This is a genomic window from Candidatus Nanopelagicus hibericus (assembly GCF_002288005.1).
In the GTDB taxonomy this organism is placed as follows: domain Bacteria; phylum Actinomycetota; class Actinomycetes; order Nanopelagicales; family Nanopelagicaceae; genus Nanopelagicus; species Nanopelagicus hibericus.
In genome coordinates this window covers 879991-896451 of sequence record NZ_CP016771.1, presented here as the reverse complement: position 1 = coordinate 896451, position 16461 = coordinate 879991, and the positions used below count along the sequence as shown (strand labels likewise).

Genomic DNA, 16461 nt, shown 5'->3' with positions numbered 1-16461 from the left:
GAGCAAATGAAATTTACCCATAAAGCATTTGTGCGCTGGGATGATCTAGATGCCTTTGGTCATGTGAATAACGCCAAGTATTTAACCTACGCTCAAGAGGCGCGATTTGACTGGGCTTGGTACTCACTTACTTCAAAAAATGAGAAGCCAATTTTAATTGAGATGGTAGTAGCACGTGGTGAGGTTGATTACTTAGCACCAATTACGCAGGGTGGTTGTTTTTATGATGTCATATTGTGGGTAGAGTCAATTGGCAACTCATCCTTTGTAAATGGGTATGAGGTATCTAAAGCTGGGGTTATTTATGCCAAGATGAAGACAGTTCAAGTGACGATTGATTTAGCTACCAGAAAATCACGGCCGATCAATACCGTAGAACGAGAGTTTTTAGATAAGTATTTGGAAAAATAAGGAGAAAATTTGAGCCAAACTTTCTATGAAAGAGCAGGGGGAGAAAAAACCTTTAATGATTTAGTCTCACACTTCTACGCCTTAGTTGCAGTTAATCCAATCTTGCGCCCGATGTATCCAGAAAATGATTTACATGGTGCAGGCCGAAGGTTACAAATGTTTTTAGAGCAGTACTGGGGTGGGCCAACAACTTATAGTGATGAGAGAGGCCATCCAAGATTGCGTAAGCGTCATGCACAATTTCATATCTCACAAAAGGAGCATGATGCTTGGTTGGTATGTATGAAGGATGCGGTAAATGGGCTTGAGATAGCAGATGATCTAAAAAGTGAGCTTTGGCAGTATCTAGAAGCAGCTGCTGCTGCGATGATTAACGCGGCTGAGTAAGTATTACCGCTTTGATTTAGGTTGAGATTTATTACCAACCTTTAATATCTCACCATTTCGCAGATACCAAATTGTGCCCTTGCCATCTCTTACAGTAGTAATGCGAAGTCCAACTGTTTCGACCACTCCTTGAATATCTAAAACATCGATTTTATCGCCAACACCATATTGATCTTCAACCAACATAAAGATGCCAGATAAAATATCGCGCACTAAAGTTTGCGCGCCAAGTCCTAAGGCCACACCAATCACACCAGCTGATGCAATCAGGGGGCCTAGATTTAAACCAAACTCAGCTAAGATCATAAAGATTGCAATCAACCAGATCACACCATTTAAGGTTGATTTTAAAACCGTACTGGTGGTTTTCACTCGCTCTTTTTGTCTAACCCCTGATCTCTTAGGTCCGGGAATTAAATCAGCGGAGGCGATGCGATTCATGAATCTAGTAATCCAGCGTTGACCAAGCCGTGAAATAGCAAGGGCTAAGCCAAGAACTACGGTGATGTTAAGTGGGGCACCGGTGAAGGCCTCAAGTAAATCTCTCAAATTTTGCGGTATTTTCATGGTGAGATTCAAACCTTAACCCAATTGTAAGCAAGATTATGCCTAGAAATGCGGTAATTTTTGCCAACCTAAGGCAAGATATCCCTATTCGGTGTGAGCCACACGCTGACCTTACGGAATAGGTTTTTTAAAGTGTCGCAGACTTTGGTACTGAACGCCACCTACGAGCCACTAGGTGTCGTGACAGAAAGACGAGCATTACTCCTCGTCTTAAATCAGCGTGCATCAAGTGTGGAAGATTCAGACCGCATCCTTACCTACGCCAGAGGGACCATCACATTACCGGCGGTAATTAGATTAAATAAGTTTGTGAAGATTCCATATCGTCACGCAGTGCCACTATCTCGTCGGGCAATTTTTGCACGGGATAACAATCGTTGTGTTTACTGTGGTGTAACTGCCACCTCAATTGATCATGTGATTCCAAGATCAAGGGGTGGTGGCCATGTTTGGGAGAATGTAGTTTCAGCTTGTCATAAATGTAATCACCTAAAAGCAGATAGAACTTTGAAGGATTTAGGATGGCGGCTTCGCTATAAGCCACGAGAGCCGGTCGGTGCTGCTTGGCGAATTTTAGGAACAGGTAAACCACAGCGGATTTGGATCCCATACCTGAAGCCATTTGGGGTGGAAGCAGTCGGAGCAGCTAGCGCATGATTGAAGATGGCACCTTTGCAGGTGAAGGGCTAACGGTTCTACAAACACTTACCTACTTTGTTGGCGCACCAACACTGTTGTTTGTGGTGATCTCATTTTTTGCTTACATCACCGCGAAAGAAACTAGAAGCAAGAAAAAAAGTAAGCCGGCATCCCTTACCTCAATTGAGTAGCTTACTTATCCTTAGCTTGAACTCTTAGCGCTCGCTCCAAAGCATCTCTACCTTCAGAAACTAATCTGCGAAGTCCATCCTGACCATCTTTACCAGTTGTATTTAGCCAAGTAGTTGTTTTATCTACCGTCTCTTTGGTAGTTATATAGGTTGGATACATTCCCATAACAAACTTACTTGCCACCTCATATGATTTTTTACCCCAAGTCTGCATAAGTAACTCAAAGTAAGGATCAACATATGCAGCAAGTAGTGGGCGGTGAAGTGCGCGCATAAAGCCAGCAATCTTCGCCTCCCGCTGAGAGGTAGACAGATCCTCTGTGGTAATGGATTTCCAAACCTCATCTTTGGCTTCTGCCGTAGGTAGTGATGCTAATGCAGTTGCATGGGAGAGTTGTCCAGTTAAGGTGTTGTCCTTAAGTAATTCAGCAGATAGTGCTGGTTTATCCATCAAGCCGCGCTCTGCTAGGGCAATTACAAATGTCCACCTCAAATCTGCATCAACTTTTAGCCCAGATAATTTTCCATCTAGCAACTCTTTGATTAAATCATTGTGCTCAGCACTTGATGCAAATGAGGTGAAGTTTCTAGCAAACTGTAGCTGGTGATCAGAGCCTGCCCTAGCCTGCCTTAACATCTGCTCATATGCATTTCCTACCTTAAGCCGGGCAGAGTCTCGCTTGCTTGGTGAGGAATACAACTCAATTGTGGAGAATAATTGATTTGCAATGATGGTGACAGTTGCAATGTCATCTTCACCCGGCAGACCAGCAAGTGCGATATCAATAAAATCAGTTGCGCTAATTTCAGCATCGCGCAACATATCCCAAGCTGCAGACCAGCACAGAGCGCGGGTTAGTGAATCATCAATCTTGCCTAGGTGTGCTTTTAGGGTAGTGATTGATCGATCATCAAATCGAACCTTTGCATAAGATAAATCGCGATCATTTATAAGTAATAGATCAGCCACCTTTTGCCCAGCTAACTCAGCAACCACGGTTTTAGCACCGGCTACATCTAACTCAACTGTTTTGCGAAGTGCGATCTTGCTACCAATTAGATCATATAAACCAACCGCCATTCGGTGGGGGCGAAGCTCTTTAGACCCAACTGGCATGGTTGGCACCTCTTGCACGACCGCCACAGATTTGTAAGTATCATTTTCAATCTCAAGTGCTGGACGTAAGGTGGTTACACCGGCAGTTTGCAGCCAGGTTGAAACCCATGGCTTTAAATCACGGCCACTTGTTTGGGTTAATTCATAAAGTAGGTCATCTAATGTGGTGTTTTTAAAGGCATGCTTAGTGAAGTATTTTTGTAATCCTAAGATGAAGTTATCTCGTCCAACGTGGGCAACTAATTGTTGAAGTACTGATGCGCCTTTGGCGTAGGAGATGCCATCAAAGTTTCCAGCAACGGTGTCAATATCTTTCATATCTGAAACTATTGGATGAGTTGAGACAAGTTGATCTTGGCGGTAGGCCCAATTCTTTCGCTCCTGATTAAAGCCGGTCCATGAGTTTTTAAATCTAGTTCCCTCAACCATTGCAAGGTATGAAGACCATTCGGCAAATGATTCATTAAGCCAAAGATCATCCCACCACTTCATGGTGACCATATTGCCAAACCACATATGGGCCATCTCATGCAAGATTGTGTTTGCCCGGGCGTTATACATACGCTCGGTAACCTTGGATCTAAATACTAAGAGCCGTTCTAAAAAGGTAACAGCGCCGGCATTTTCCATCGCGCCCCAGTTGAAATCAACAACTGCAATCTGGTCATACTTTTCAAATGGATACTCCAGACCAAAGACTTTTTCAAAGTAGGTGAAGCCTTGCTTGGTGATTAAGAAAATATCCTCTGGATCTAAAAACTCTGCCAGTGATTTACGGCAGTAAATTCCAAGTGGCACCTTCTTCTTACCAACATACTCATCCTGCACGCTGTAGTAAGGACCTGCGATCAGGGCGGTGATGTAGGTAGAAATTCTTGGTGTGGTAGTAAAACTCCACTTGGAATTTTTTTCATCAATCTTGATCTTTTCCTTGACTGGATTATTTGAAATTACCTGCCAATGAGTTGGCGCGGTGACATCTAAGGTAAAGGTCGCCTTTAAATCTGGTTGATCAAAGCAGGGATACATCTTTCTAATAAATGCAGTCTCACCTTGGGAGTAGAGATAAACCTCATTATCAACTGGATCAACTGATCGCTGCAATCCCTCGCCAGTTTTTGAGTACAACCCATTCATGTGAATTACCAACTCATTTTGGGAAGCTAAATTCTTAAGAAAAATACTCTCACCATCATATTTTGCGGTATCAACAACCTCACCGTTAAGGGTGGCTTTAATGACATTCTTGCCCACCGCATCAATAAATGTCTCATAACCAGCTTTATTGCAGGTGAATTTAACAATAGTTTTTGATTCAAATACTTCATCGCCTACGCTCAGATCAAGAGTGACCTGATAACTTTGAATCACCAGGTGGCTAGAGCGCTCAGCCGCCTCCGCTCGAGTTGAGTTTAAACCTGGCACGATTACTCCTTAAAGCAGTTATGGTATTAATACCAATATTATTATTTGCTATATCCAAGCAGAGATTGCAGGTTAAACCAAGTGCAGCGACCATCTAATCGCAGTTACTCACTTCGTGGTGATCGAATGACCCGTGCCCAAGCTTTGGCAATGGAGCAGTATTGGGGTAATTACTCAATTCAGGTGGAATCACCAATTGATTTTAATCAAATTTTGCCTGGCAAGGAAAAAGTAATTGTTGAAATTGGTTCTGGTATGGGGGAGGCAACTGCGCAAATTGCGCAGAGCACTGCCCAGGTTGGCTATCTTGCGGTTGAGATGCATAAGCCCGGCCTTGCTGCATTACTGCTTTTAATTATTGAAAAACAATTGAGCAATATTAAGTTGATTAGGGAGGATGCGATCTACTTATTTGAAAATTACATTTTAGATAACTCCTTAGATGGCATCCATTTATTATTTCCAGATCCCTGGCCAAAAAATCGTCAGCATAAGCGGCGGATTGTGCAAGGTGATTTTGTGGAGATGGTGGCAAAGAAATTAAAACCGGGTGGCTTTATCCACATTGCAACTGATTGGCAGCCATATGCAGGTTGGATTAATAATCACTTTGCCGCCAGCTCAGCTTTTTCAGGTGGTGTGGTGCCAAGGCCGGATTGGCGGGTGCTTTCAAAATTTGAAGGTCAAGGGTTAAAGAAGGGGCATGTAGTTACTGATTTTAGGTATGTGAAGCGTTAAATCTTTCCATCTTTTTCATACTTTGCTATTTGACCAATTCTTCTAAGATGCCGTTCATCATTGGTAAATGGCGTTGCCAAAAAGGTATCAACTAACTTTAGGCAAAACGCCTCATCATGCAGCCGCCCGCCGATTGAAATTACATTTGCATTGTTATGTTCACGGGCCAACTTTGCTGTTTCAATTGACCAAACCAAAGCAGCTCTAACACCAACCACCTTGTTAGCTGCCATCTGTTCACCATTTCCAGAGCCACCTAAGACAATTCCAAAAGAGGTGGGATCTGCAGCAGTAGCTTGGGCTGCTGGAATACAAAAAATTGGGTAATCATCTAATGCGTCATATTGATGGGGCCCATGATCTGTCACTTGATGACCTAGTTTTTCTAAGTGGCTAATGATTTTGGCTTTAAACTCCAACCCAGCGTGATCGCTGCCAATATGAATCTTCATATCGGTAGTTTGGCAGAAAACAAAAGAACCCGGCTTATTTGTTTAAGCCGGGTTTCTTGTGTCTTAAGGGAAGGAAGGTTTGAATCAGTTTTTAGGCGCGGTGTTTGCCCTTACCGCCCTTAAACTTAATTTGTTCAACCATCTTTGTCACCCGCTCAGTTGTCTTAGCCTTTTGAGCAGCTGCCTGTTCAGTGGTTAATTTCCCGGCGGTTACGGCGGCATCAATCTGTTTGTTGATCTCAGTAGATATTGCAGAAATTAATGCAGCCTTCTTATCACCTGCGATTGTGGCGAGTGATTCACCGGCCTGCAATCGGCTCTTTAGAGTATCTAGTGAAATTCCAAGTGTGGAGGTGACTACGCTGTCGATCGCAGCGCGATTTTTATCCATAACACCTTTGGCTGCAGCTCTAGCATCGGCTGCCGCTTTAATAATTGCATCTGCTTGGGATTGGGTAATTGTGCCCTTACTTACTAAGCCAGAGAGCAGGGATGAGATCCCATCTTTACCTCTACCATCATCTGCCGATGCCACCGCAGTTGTGGAAACAGTTAGTGCAATTGCAGTTGCTGCAATTGCTGCGACTAATTTCTTATTCATCTATCCTCTTTTCCTCAAGTACTTTTTTGCACCTGATGTGAGTAGATAACTCCATGTTCCTGTGGTGGTTATCTACGCCACCTGAGCGTCAGGTCAGAGTTTTACTCGATGGCCAAATATTAGAAGGTTTTACCAAAGTGCTACCACCTATTTTTCTGAGAGTTCAGTGTGAATTAGCACTACCTGAGGGCGGGCACTCTTCTAACTTTGCGTAATCAGGCTCACCCTTTGTTTAGAGCATCACCGCTCAGGTGATACCGATTAAGTATCAAGGAGTGATAATGAATAGAAAAGTTTCAAGGGTGGGCCAGGTATTGACTCTGGCATTACTAATAACACTCATTAATCCCGCCACTTCTAATGGCGCAGGCCGAGAGGTGGTAGCTGCTGCAAACACAATACGCAGTGGTGCTGGAGTGCCATCAACCAAAGTAGGGGTCAATGGTGATTTTTATATTGACTTAAACACCATGAACTTTTATGGCCCAAAGAAAAGTAATCGATGGCCACTTCCTACATCTTTAAGAGGCCCAGCAGGTGCTGTTGGTCCATCTGGTGTAGATGGAAAAAATGGCTCAACTGTAAATGCAACTGCTGGCACTGCAGGATCAAATGGTGCAGCAGGTCCTGCTGGTCCAAAAGGTGACACAGGTGCGACAGGTGCAACTGGAGCGACTGGTGCGACAGGTGCAACTGGCTCTAGCAGTGGAAGTGCGGGAGCAAAAGGTGATACTGGAGCAGCAGGAGCAACGGGTGCTACTGGAGCTACTGGTGCAAAGGGAGATACGGGGACTGCTGGTTCAGTAAGTGCTTATGTAGGTGTCGTTACATTCTCAAGTGTGTTGAGTGGAAACTCGGGATCTACGTCAGCGTCAACCGGTTTTGCCACACTACTCGCAGGAAAAAAATACATAGTCGATGTATTCATTTTTGCAACAAATAACGATATAGATACTTACCCATTGAAAATTGCTTTTGCTGCGAGTACCGGTAGCCCTACGATTACGACAAAATACATAGTTACACGTGGTCAGAGTTATCGCACTTCTAGTTCTAAGCTCGAATTCTCGATCTATTCAAAAGTAATTATTGATGCGTCATCAGTGGCTACGAATTTTTCTTTGATTGCAACTGTGACTTGTGGAATGTCTACAGGTAATGCAGATACAACTTTGACACTTGGAGGTGATTTTGTCGGGCAAGAAGTCGGTTCTATCAACTAAAGATTGGAGCGGGTGACGGTAATCGAAACCGCACAGCTAGCTTGGAAGGCTAGAACTCTACCATTGAGCTACACCCGCAAATTTGTTGCGTGATCTGCTACTGCAGTTGCCAAGTTTATCTTGGTTTGCCGTAGCAGTCATACCTTATTACTTCGGTTAGGAGAAGGGAAAATCACCCTCTAGACTTTCAGCCTTCGGGGCGTAGCGTAGTGGCTAGCGCGCCTGCTTTGGGAGCAGGAGACCGTGGGTTCGAATCCCTCCGCCCCGACCAAATAAAAAAGTATTTACTTAAATAATTAAGGAGAGTTACTTGAAGAGTGATGTTGAAAAACTCTCGCCAACTCGGGTGAAACTTTCTATTGATGTGCCATTTAATGAGCTTAAGCCACATATTGATGGGGCATATAAGAGCTTATCTGAAAAAATAAGTATCCCTGGCTTTCGCAAAGGAAAAGTGCCAGCTGCAATGATTGATCAGCGAGTTGGTCGAGGCGCGGTATTAGATGAAGCAATAAATGCAGCGCTGCCAACTTTTTACTCCCAGGCTGCTAAAGATAATGATGTATTGGTAATTGGTCGGCCAAATGTGGAGATTACTGAGTTAAAAGATAATGAGAAGCTCACCTTCACAGTCGAGGTGGATATCAGACCAGAGATTAAATTACCAAATTTTTCACAAATTAAAATTGAGGTTGATGATGTGCAGGTTAGCGATGCTGATATTGAAGAGCAGCTTCAAGATTTACGGACTCGCTTTGGCACCCTCACCACAGTTGAAAAAGTGGTAGCAAAGGGTGATTTTGTCAGCATTGATTTAGTAGCTACTAAGGATGGAAAAGATCTAGATGGTGGCACCGCCAATGATCTCTCATATGAGGTGGGATCTGCCTCCATGATCGATGGCTTAGATGAAGCATTAATTGGTTTATCAGTTGGCAATGAAAAAAGTTTTGACACTGCATTAGTTGGCATGCCAGCTGATGAGCTTGGCACGGTGAAGGTGAGTGTGAAGGCGGTGAAGCAGCGAGAGCTGCCAGCAGTTGATGATGCCTTTGCTAAGTTGGCTTCAGAGTTTGAAAACTTAGCAGAGCTAAAAGCAGACTTAGCCACCAGGTTGAGTAAATTAAAACAGATGCAACAAGGAGCTCAAGCCCGGGATTTGCTTATGGAAAAACTGCTTTCTTCAGTTGAAATTCCACTGCCAGATGAGATTATCAAAGATGAGGTTAATGATCATCTAGAAAAAGAGGGAAAACTAGATGATGATAAGCATCGCGCTGAGGTCAATGAAGAGGTGAAGAAGACCATCACCCGCGAATTCTTATTAGATTCAATTGTGAAGGCAGAATCAGTTGCAGTTAATGAGAGCGAATTAACTGAGTATTTAGTGCGCGCAGCAGCTCGATACGGAATGAGCCCTGATCAATTTATTAAAGAGGTATCACAGGCTGGCCAGGTCACCACCATGGTGGCCGAGGTTGCTAGGGCGAAGGCGTTGGCACAGGTATTAGCTCGAGTAGATGTTGTTGATAAATCTGGAAATAAGGTTGATCTAGAAGCACTTGCGCCAAAGAGTGAAGGAAGTCTCAAGGCAAATGAGAAATAATCGCTTTGGGCGAACAACGAGTGAGCGTAAATAGGGAAGCAATTTAAGGAAAAGATTGTTAAGGTCATGACAGTATTTTTTTAAATCAATCTAGCAGGGAGATATAAGTGGAGCTAAGTACTACCCCACGGGCAGCAAGTAATGGTGCTGGTGGCCTTGATGATCAGGTTTATCAGCGCTTACTAAAAGAGCGAATTATTTTTCTTGGTTCAGTTGTGGAAGATTCCATGGCAAATGCAATCTGTGCACAGATGTTGTTACTTGCCGCTGAGGATCCAGAGAAAGATATCTATCTTTATATCAACTCACCTGGTGGATCGATCTCAGCTGGAATGGCAATTTATGACACGATGCAATACATCAAAAATGATGTAGCAACAGTTGCGATGGGACTGGCAGCTTCAATGGGTCAATTCCTACTTTGCGCCGGGACTGCCGGGAAAAGATATGCACTGCCACACGCTCGCATCATGATGCACCAACCCTCTGGTGGTATTGGTGGCACAGCTTCAGATATCAAGATTCAAGCAGAGCAGATGAGTTTTACTAAAAAGAGCATGGCGGAGTTAATCTCATTTCATACCGGCCAAAAAGCAGAGACAATTACCGAGGATTCTGATCGAGATCGTTGGTTTACTGCAGCGGAGGCGAAAGAGTATGGATTTGTAGATCATGTTGTGAAATCAGCAGGTCAGGTCTCAGGTAGTGGAGGTACATCACGATGAAGCCAGATATCAATAAGGTAAATGAGATTACCTCTCGTTACATTTTGCCAACAATTGAAGAGCGCACAAGTTATGGATACAAGAGATTAGATCCGTATACCAAATTATTTGAAGAGCGAATTATTTTCTTAGGTCAAGCTATTGATGACACTGTTGCCAATGATGTGATGGCGCAATTACTGACACTTGAGTCAATGGACCCAGATCGAGATATCATGATTTATATCAACTCACCTGGTGGCTCATTTACTGCACTGACTGCAATCTATGACACTATGCAATTTGTTCGCCCTGATGTAATGACAATTTGTTTAGGCCAAGCAGCATCAGCTGCTGCCGTACTACTTGCTGGTGGAGCTCCTGGAAAGCGATATGCATTAGAGCATGCGCGGATTTTGATTCATCAGCCTTACTCTGAAGGCGGCGGGCAAGGATCTGATATTGAGATTCAAGCAAAAGAAATTTTGCGCATGCGCACCTTGCTGGAGGAGATGTTGGCACGTCACTCGAAGAAGAGCCAAGTGGATATTGCGAAAGATATTGAGCGAGATAAAATCTTAACCTCAGCGGAAGCGGTTGAGTATGGACTTATCGATCAGGTGCTTGCTACCCGTAAGGCTAAAGCGAAGTCATAAGTAATTTCGCCTATAAGCGAACACAATTGCGGGGAAATAAGTAGCGAGTAAATACCGTCTGCTTCTACGCTTAGCTTCTTCCCTAGTGAACTGGAGCAATCAAGCGTGAGCACAACAAGAATTGGTGAGAGCGGTGACTTACTTAAGTGCTCCTTTTGTGGCAAAACTCAAAAGCAGGTTAAGAAATTAATTGCCGGACCTGGCGTATATATCTGTGATGAGTGTATTGATCTTTGTAATGAAATCATCATTGATGAATTAAATGAGACCTCATCCCTTGGTTTAGCAGAGCTACCAAAGCCGCAGGAGATATTTGAATTCCTAGATCAGTATGTGATTGGGCAAGATCAAGCGAAGAAATCCCTTTCAGTTGCAGTTTATAACCATTACAAGCGGGTGCAATCTGGGGATACTAAACGAGAAGATGCCATTGAATTATCTAAAAGTAATATTTTAATTTTAGGACCAACTGGCTGTGGTAAAACTTTATTAGCACAAACTTTAGCCAGAATGCTAAATGTGCCATTTGCGATTGCAGATGCCACCGCCCTAACTGAGGCTGGTTATGTGGGTGAGGATGTTGAAAACATATTACTGAAGTTGATTCAAGCAGCTGATTTTGATGTGAAAAAAGCTGAGACTGGAATTATCTATATTGATGAGATTGATAAGGTGGCAAGGAAAGCTGAGAATCCATCGATTACTAGAGATGTCTCTGGTGAAGGAGTGCAGCAGGCGCTGCTCAAAATCCTAGAGGGAACCACTGCATCGGTGCCACCACAAGGTGGGCGCAAGCATCCGCATCAAGAGTTTCTACAAATTGATACTACAAATATTTTATTTATTGTAGGGGGTGCATTTGCTGGACTAGAGAAAATTATTGAAAGCCGCAAAGGAAAAGCTGGTGTTGGATTTAATGCCAAGCTTCAAACTATTGATGATGCCGTCAAGACTGATATTTTTGGAGATGTTATGCCGGAGGATCTACTTAAGTTTGGCATGATTCCCGAGTTTATTGGGCGACTTCCAATCATGACTAGCGTTGAGAGTTTGGATCAAAACGCCTTGATGCAGATCCTTACCGAGCCAAAAAATGCATTGGTGAAGCAGTACCAAAAATTATTTGATCTAGATGAGGTTGAGTTGGAGTTTAGTAATGAAGCACTACAGGTGGTCTCTGATTTAGCGATCAAGCGTGGTACTGGGGCAAGAGGTTTACGGGCAATAATGGAGGAAACCTTATTGTCGGTGATGTATGAGGTGCCAAGTCGAAAAGATGTTGGCAAGGTAATTATCACCCCAGCGGTTGTACGAAAAGAGGAAGCACCAACTTATGTACCGCGTCCTGCGGGTGGGCCAAAGCGGGCGGTTAAGGGTGAAAAGAGTGCTGAAGAAAAAAGCGCATAAGATCAACCCTTATGAGTGGTAAAAATAAGAAAGAGTTAGCTGCCACCTTCTCACCTGCAGAAATCGAAGCATCGCTCTATCAAAAGTGGCAGAAGCGTGGCTATTTTAAAGCGGATGCAAAATCTAAGAAGCAGCCATTTACCATTGTTATTCCACCACCAAATGTCACCGGCTCTTTACATATTGGTCACGCGCTAGATCACACAATTCAAGATTTACTCATTCGCATGAAGCGGATGAAGGGCTTTGAAGCACTTTGGCTGCCAGGCATGGACCATGCTGGAATCGCAACCCAAAATGTGGTGGAAAAACAGTTAGCTGAGGTGGGAAAAACTCGGCATGACTTAGGTCGAGATGCATTTATTGAAAAAATTTGGCAGTGGAAAAATGAATCAGGTGGGGCAATTTTAGATCAAATGAAACGCCTTGGTGATTCAGTTGATTGGGACCGCGAAGCCTTCACTATGGATGCAAATCTAAGTAAAGCGGTTTTGACTATATTCAAAAAGTTATATGACCAAGGTTTGATTTATCGGGCGGAGAGGATTATTAATTGGTGTCCAAGGTGTTTAACCGCTATCTCTGATATTGAGGTCGAACATAAAGATGATTCTGGAGAGTTTGTCTCTATCAAATATGGTGATGACAGTTTAAATATCACAGTTGCCACTACTCGGGCAGAGACCATGCTAGGAGATGGCGCGGTTGCGGTTAATCCAAATGATGAGCGTTATAAGCACTTAGTTGGCAAAAAAGTTTTGTTGCCACTAGTAGATCGAATGATTCCAATTATTGCCGATGAGTTAGTTGACCCAGATTTTGGAACTGGCGCAGTTAAGGTGACAGCAGCTCATGATCCAAATGATTTTGAGATGGGCATGCGCCATGGCGTTGAGTTGGTAATCATTATGAATGAGCATGGCGTTATGGCAGGAACCGGTACAAAATTTGATGGCATGGATAGATTTGTTGCCCGCAAAGCGGTGGTGGAGGAGTTGAGAAAACTTGGCCGAGTGGTGGCAGAAAAGAAGCCATACATTCATGCAGTTGGACATTGCCAACGCTGTGATACCACTATTGAACCAAGACTTTCGAAACAATGGTTTGTCAAAGTAGCACCGTTAGCAAAGGCAGCAGGAGATGCTGTTCGAGATGGCAGAGTTAAAATTGAACCAGAGCAGATGTCTGCCAGATATTTTGAGTGGGTAGATAACATGCACGATTGGTGTATCTCTCGCCAACTTTGGTGGGGACATAGAATCCCAGTTTTTTATGGACCAAATGATGAAGTAATAGTTTGTGGGCCAGATGAAAAACCACCTGCCGGATACACCCAAGATCCAGATGTTTTAGACACCTGGTTCTCATCTGCCTTATGGCCATTTTCAACCTTAGGTTGGCCAAATGAAACCGAAGATTTAAAAAAGTTTTATCCCACTTCAGTGCTGGTAACTGGGTATGACATCTTGTTTTTTTGGGTTGCCAGAATGATGATCATGGGATTGTTTGCAATGGATGGCAAGCAACCCTTTGATGTAATTGTTTTACACGGACTAGTGCGTGATCAATTTGGTAAAAAAATGAGCAAAAGCCGGGGAAATACCATCGATCCAATTGAATTTATGGATAAGTATGGATCTGATGCGCTGCGCTTTACCTTGGCACGAGGCGCTAATCCAGGAACTGATCAAGCCTTAGCTGAAGATTGGGTGGCTGGGTCAAGAAATTTTGCGACCAAATTATGGAACGCCACTCGATTTGCATTGCTAAATGGCGCCAGTGTTGCAGGTCCATTGCCAAAGGCTTCACAATTAAATGCGATTGATAATTGGATATTAACTAGGTTAGATCAGAGTATCGCTGAGGTTGATGAATTATTTGAAAAATTTGAGTTTGCAAAAGCCTGTGATCTTATTTATCACTTCACCTGGGATGATTTATGTGATTGGTATTTAGAGCTATCTAAATCCACCTTTATAACGGGTGGCGCTGAAGCCGAAAACAGCAAACGGGTATTAGGGGAGGTATTAGATCAATTACTTCGTTTAATGCACCCGGTGATGCCATTTATTACTGAGGAGCTTTGGTGTTCATTAACTGGGGCTGAGTCGTTAATGATTACTCAATGGCCAAAATCAAATTTAGCCGGCCAAGATCACGAAGCGGTGAAGATAGTTAACCTAATTCAAGAGATAGTTACTGAGATAAGAAAGTTTAGAAATGATCAGGGAATTAAAACTACTGCCAAGGTTGCAGCAAAGTTTTCGGGATTATCAAAGGTGGGATTAGCCCCCTACGAAGCTGCAATTAGAAGTGTGACTAAGTGTGAATCTGATCAAGGTACTTTTACCGCTAAAACTCAGGTAGCAGAGGTGGTAATTGAGTTTGATCTAACCGGTGCGATTGATTTAGTGGCAGAGCGTGCTCGGTTAAGTAAAGATTTACAAACGGCTAAAAAAGATCGTGATACCGCCAAGGTTAAGTTAGAGAATGAAGGGTTCATGGCAAAAGCTCCGATTGAGGTGGTTGGTGAGATCAGGGCTCGACTTGCCCAAACTAATGCAGATATCACTCGGCTTACGCAATTGCTGGAAAAACTCCCTAAGTAATGAAGGATAAAGAAAACCTAGTAAAACTAAATGAGATAGAGGCTGCGTTAAATACACGTTGGCCAGAAAATAAGATTGAGCCAACTTTGGATCGGATTTTGGCTTTGGTCGATGCTCTTGGATCACCTCACCTTACCTATCCCACAATTCATATCGCTGGTACTAATGGCAAAACCAGTACCGCCCGAATGGTTGATCAATTACTGGCAAATCTTGGTTACCGTGTTGGTCGCTATACCTCACCACATCTTGAATCCTTTACTGAACGAATAAGTATTAAGGGAGGATCAATTAGCGAGGTAGAAATGATAAAAACCTATGAAGATATTCATTTATATTTAGATTTGATTGACTCTCGCCAGCCTCATCCAATCTCTTACTTTGAAGCGCTAACTGCGATGGCGTTTGTCGCATTTGCCGAGCACCCAGTTGATATTTCAGTAATTGAGGCTGGCATGGGTGGGCAGTGGGATGCCACAAATGTGATCTCATCTGCGGTATCAGTTATGACACCGATTGGCTTTGACCATATGGAGTATTTAGGAAATACCTTAGAGGAGATTGCACAAACCAAAGCAGGCATTTTTAAACCAGAATCCAATGTTGTCCTTGCTGCACAAAGTGCTCAGGTGGCAAAGGTATTGCTGGCGCAGGTTGCGAAAGTATCTGCGCAACCCTTTAGGCAAGGTGTTGAGTTTGCCCTGAAAAATCGGGCATTAGCTGTCGGTGGACAATTAATCTCCATACAAGGAGTACAAGGTGATTATGATGAAATATTTCTGCCACTTTACGGTGATCACCAAGGAAATAATGCTGCAGTTGCACTTGCTGCAGTTGAGGTATTTGCAGGTGTAAAACTAGATACTGAGTTAGTCCAGGATGCATTTAGCAAGGTGTCATCTCCTGGTAGGTGTGAGATTGTTTATAAAGATCCCACTGTAATTATTGATGCCGCCCATAATCCCCATGGTGCTGGCGCTATTGCTACCACCATAAATACTGAGTTTGATTTTGAGCTAGTAGTTGGCGTGATTTCAGTACTAGCTGACAAAGATGTGGCTGGGATTCTAAAAAATCTCTCAGCCGTTTTGGATTACCTAGTTATTACTGAAAATGATTCATCAAGAGTGATGAAGCCAAACCTGCTGGCTAAGATGGCCAGTGAATTCTTCAAGGAGGAGCAGATTGAAATCATCGGTGATATGAATTCTGCGATAACTTATGCAATTGAAAAGGTGGCACTTTTTAATCAGGTTAATGAAGGGGTCGGGGCGGTGGTAATCACCGGTTCGGTGGCGACTGCGGGCATGGCAAGATCGATAGTAAAGGGATTGGCGAGGGTGAAATAAATGAGAGTAATGGCGGCTGCGGTACTGACTATGGAGTCATTGCTGATGGGATTTGCGCTTTTGATTGCAAAAGATTCCGCCAGTAATGCCCAGCTTTGGTCGGGAGCAGGTCTTGCGATCGCACTTTTGTTATCTGCAGGTCTGCTAAAGCGCAAAGGTGGGTATCTGCTGGGAAGTATTTTGCAGATTTTCATGATCAGTTATGGATTAGTCATTTGGCACATGTATTACATGGGTGGCTTATTCGCACTTTTATGGATCACAGCTATTGCACTTGGTCGCAGGGGTGAGGCAATAAAGGCGAGCCTTATCGAAAAACAGCAGGGGGATCCGCAGAAACGGCCATAATTTTCAGCCTCAGCCAAAGGTGCGTAGAATA

17 protein-coding genes and 2 tRNA genes are annotated in these 16461 nt (G+C 43.5%); 14 read left to right on the top strand and 5 right to left on the bottom strand.

Annotation, left to right across the window (positions count from 1 at the left end; all coding sequences use genetic code 11):
• Positions 1-6 precede the first annotated feature (6 nt).
• Positions 7-411, top strand: a complete 405-nt coding sequence (locus B1s21160_RS04640; RefSeq protein ID WP_095672596.1) for an acyl-CoA thioesterase — start codon at positions 7-9, stop codon at positions 409-411.
• 9 nt (positions 412-420) lie between these two features.
• Positions 421-798, top strand: coding sequence for a globin (locus tag B1s21160_RS04635; RefSeq protein ID WP_095672595.1), 378 nt, complete (start codon positions 421-423; stop codon positions 796-798).
• Between the two features lie 3 nt (positions 799-801).
• Here B1s21160_RS04635 and B1s21160_RS04630 read toward each other — a convergent pair whose 3' ends face one another.
• Positions 802-1365 (bottom strand): mechanosensitive ion channel family protein, encoded by a 564-nt coding sequence (locus tag B1s21160_RS04630; protein WP_095672594.1) that lies wholly within the window; start codon positions 1363-1365, stop codon positions 802-804.
• Between the two features lie 132 nt (positions 1366-1497).
• On the opposite strand from B1s21160_RS04630, the gene B1s21160_RS04625 reads away from it, so the two are divergent.
• Positions 1498-2022, top strand: coding sequence for an HNH endonuclease (locus B1s21160_RS04625; RefSeq protein WP_095672593.1), 525 nt, complete (start codon positions 1498-1500; stop codon positions 2020-2022).
• Complete coding sequence (locus B1s21160_RS06360; RefSeq protein WP_190276929.1) at positions 2019-2195, top strand: hypothetical protein; 177 nt, start codon at positions 2019-2021, stop codon at positions 2193-2195. The genes B1s21160_RS04625 and B1s21160_RS06360 overlap by 4 nt, the downstream gene beginning before the upstream one ends.
• A gap of 1 nt (position 2196) precedes the next feature.
• On the opposite strand, the gene pepN is transcribed toward B1s21160_RS06360, so the two are convergent.
• Complete coding sequence (gene pepN / locus B1s21160_RS04620; RefSeq protein ID WP_095672592.1) at positions 2197-4737, bottom strand: aminopeptidase N; 2541 nt, start codon at positions 4735-4737, stop codon at positions 2197-2199.
• Positions 4738-4818: 81 nt separating this feature from the next.
• Here pepN and trmB point away from each other — a divergent pair, with 81 nt between their 5' ends.
• Positions 4819-5475, top strand: a complete 657-nt coding sequence (gene trmB, locus B1s21160_RS04615; RefSeq protein WP_095672591.1) for a tRNA (guanosine(46)-N7)-methyltransferase TrmB — start codon at positions 4819-4821, stop codon at positions 5473-5475.
• On the opposite strand, the gene B1s21160_RS04610 is transcribed toward trmB, so the two are convergent.
• Both B1s21160_RS04610 and B1s21160_RS04605 read right to left on the bottom strand, forming a co-directional pair.
• Positions 5472-5927, bottom strand: a complete 456-nt coding sequence (locus tag B1s21160_RS04610; RefSeq protein ID WP_095672590.1) for a ribose-5-phosphate isomerase — start codon at positions 5925-5927, stop codon at positions 5472-5474. The two genes, trmB and B1s21160_RS04610, sit on opposite strands and share 4 nt — an antisense overlap.
• Positions 5928-6018: 91 nt before the next feature.
• Complete coding sequence (locus B1s21160_RS04605) at positions 6019-6528, bottom strand: hypothetical protein (RefSeq protein ID WP_095672589.1); 510 nt, start codon at positions 6526-6528, stop codon at positions 6019-6021.
• A 281-nt stretch (positions 6529-6809) separates the two neighbouring features.
• Here B1s21160_RS04605 and B1s21160_RS06495 point away from each other — a divergent pair, with 281 nt between their 5' ends.
• Entirely contained in the window at positions 6810-7751 is a 942-nt protein-coding gene (locus tag B1s21160_RS06495) for a collagen-like protein (RefSeq protein WP_150120963.1), read from the top strand.
• A gap of 4 nt (positions 7752-7755) precedes the next feature.
• Here the strand turns inward: B1s21160_RS06495 and B1s21160_RS04595 are convergent.
• Positions 7756-7829: transfer RNA gene (locus B1s21160_RS04595), tRNA-Gly, on the bottom strand.
• A gap of 117 nt (positions 7830-7946) precedes the next feature.
• Between B1s21160_RS04595 and B1s21160_RS04590 the strand changes: the two genes are divergently transcribed.
• The 8 genes from B1s21160_RS04590 to B1s21160_RS04555 all read left to right on the top strand — a co-directional run bounded on the left by B1s21160_RS04590 (position 7947) and on the right by B1s21160_RS04555 (position 16430).
• A tRNA-Pro gene (locus B1s21160_RS04590) sits at positions 7947-8022 on the top strand.
• A 39-nt stretch (positions 8023-8061) separates the two neighbouring features.
• Positions 8062-9357, top strand: coding sequence for a trigger factor (gene tig / locus B1s21160_RS04585; protein ID WP_095672587.1), 1296 nt, complete (start codon positions 8062-8064; stop codon positions 9355-9357).
• A gap of 107 nt (positions 9358-9464) precedes the next feature.
• Positions 9465-10082, top strand: a complete 618-nt coding sequence (locus tag B1s21160_RS04580; protein WP_095672586.1) for an ATP-dependent Clp protease proteolytic subunit — start codon at positions 9465-9467, stop codon at positions 10080-10082.
• On the top strand, positions 10079-10717 hold the full coding sequence (locus tag B1s21160_RS04575; protein WP_095672585.1) for an ATP-dependent Clp protease proteolytic subunit: 639 nt from the start codon (positions 10079-10081) through the stop codon (positions 10715-10717). The genes B1s21160_RS04580 and B1s21160_RS04575 overlap by 4 nt, the downstream gene beginning before the upstream one ends.
• 105 nt (positions 10718-10822) lie before the next feature.
• Positions 10823-12124, top strand: a complete 1302-nt coding sequence (clpX, locus tag B1s21160_RS04570; RefSeq protein WP_095672584.1) for an ATP-dependent Clp protease ATP-binding subunit ClpX — start codon at positions 10823-10825, stop codon at positions 12122-12124.
• A gap of 11 nt (positions 12125-12135) precedes the next feature.
• Positions 12136-14733 (top strand): valine--tRNA ligase, encoded by a 2598-nt coding sequence (locus B1s21160_RS04565; RefSeq protein ID WP_095672583.1) that lies wholly within the window; start codon positions 12136-12138, stop codon positions 14731-14733.
• Positions 14733-16082: a bifunctional folylpolyglutamate synthase/dihydrofolate synthase gene (locus B1s21160_RS04560; protein WP_095672582.1), complete on the top strand. Its 1350-nt coding sequence runs from the start codon at positions 14733-14735 to the stop codon at positions 16080-16082. Before B1s21160_RS04565 ends, B1s21160_RS04560 begins: the two co-directional genes overlap by 1 nt.
• Positions 16083-16430 (top strand): DUF4233 domain-containing protein, encoded by a 348-nt coding sequence (locus B1s21160_RS04555; RefSeq protein ID WP_095672581.1) that lies wholly within the window; start codon positions 16083-16085, stop codon positions 16428-16430.
• Positions 16431-16461 lie beyond the last annotated feature (31 nt).

Coding starts and splice junctions, on each gene's coding strand:
- B1s21160_RS04640 (WP_095672596.1), top strand. CDS start 7: ATGAAATTTACCCATAAAGCATTTGTGCGCTGGGATGATCTAGATGCC.
- B1s21160_RS04630 (WP_095672594.1), bottom strand. CDS start 1,365: ATGAAAATACCGCAAAATTTGAGAGATTTACTTGAGGCCTTCACCGGT.
- B1s21160_RS06360 (WP_190276929.1), top strand. CDS start 2,019: ATGATTGAAGATGGCACCTTTGCAGGTGAAGGGCTAACGGTTCTACAA.
- B1s21160_RS04610 (WP_095672590.1), bottom strand. CDS start 5,927: ATGAAGATTCATATTGGCAGCGATCACGCTGGGTTGGAGTTTAAAGCC.
- B1s21160_RS04605 (WP_095672589.1), bottom strand. CDS start 6,528: ATGAATAAGAAATTAGTCGCAGCAATTGCAGCAACTGCAATTGCACTA.
- B1s21160_RS06495 (WP_150120963.1), top strand. CDS start 6,810: ATGAATAGAAAAGTTTCAAGGGTGGGCCAGGTATTGACTCTGGCATTA.
- B1s21160_RS04575 (WP_095672585.1), top strand. CDS start 10,079: ATGAAGCCAGATATCAATAAGGTAAATGAGATTACCTCTCGTTACATT.
- B1s21160_RS04565 (WP_095672583.1), top strand. CDS start 12,136: ATGAGTGGTAAAAATAAGAAAGAGTTAGCTGCCACCTTCTCACCTGCA.
- B1s21160_RS04560 (WP_095672582.1), top strand. CDS start 14,733: ATGAAGGATAAAGAAAACCTAGTAAAACTAAATGAGATAGAGGCTGCG.
- B1s21160_RS04555 (WP_095672581.1), top strand. CDS start 16,083: ATGAGAGTAATGGCGGCTGCGGTACTGACTATGGAGTCATTGCTGATG.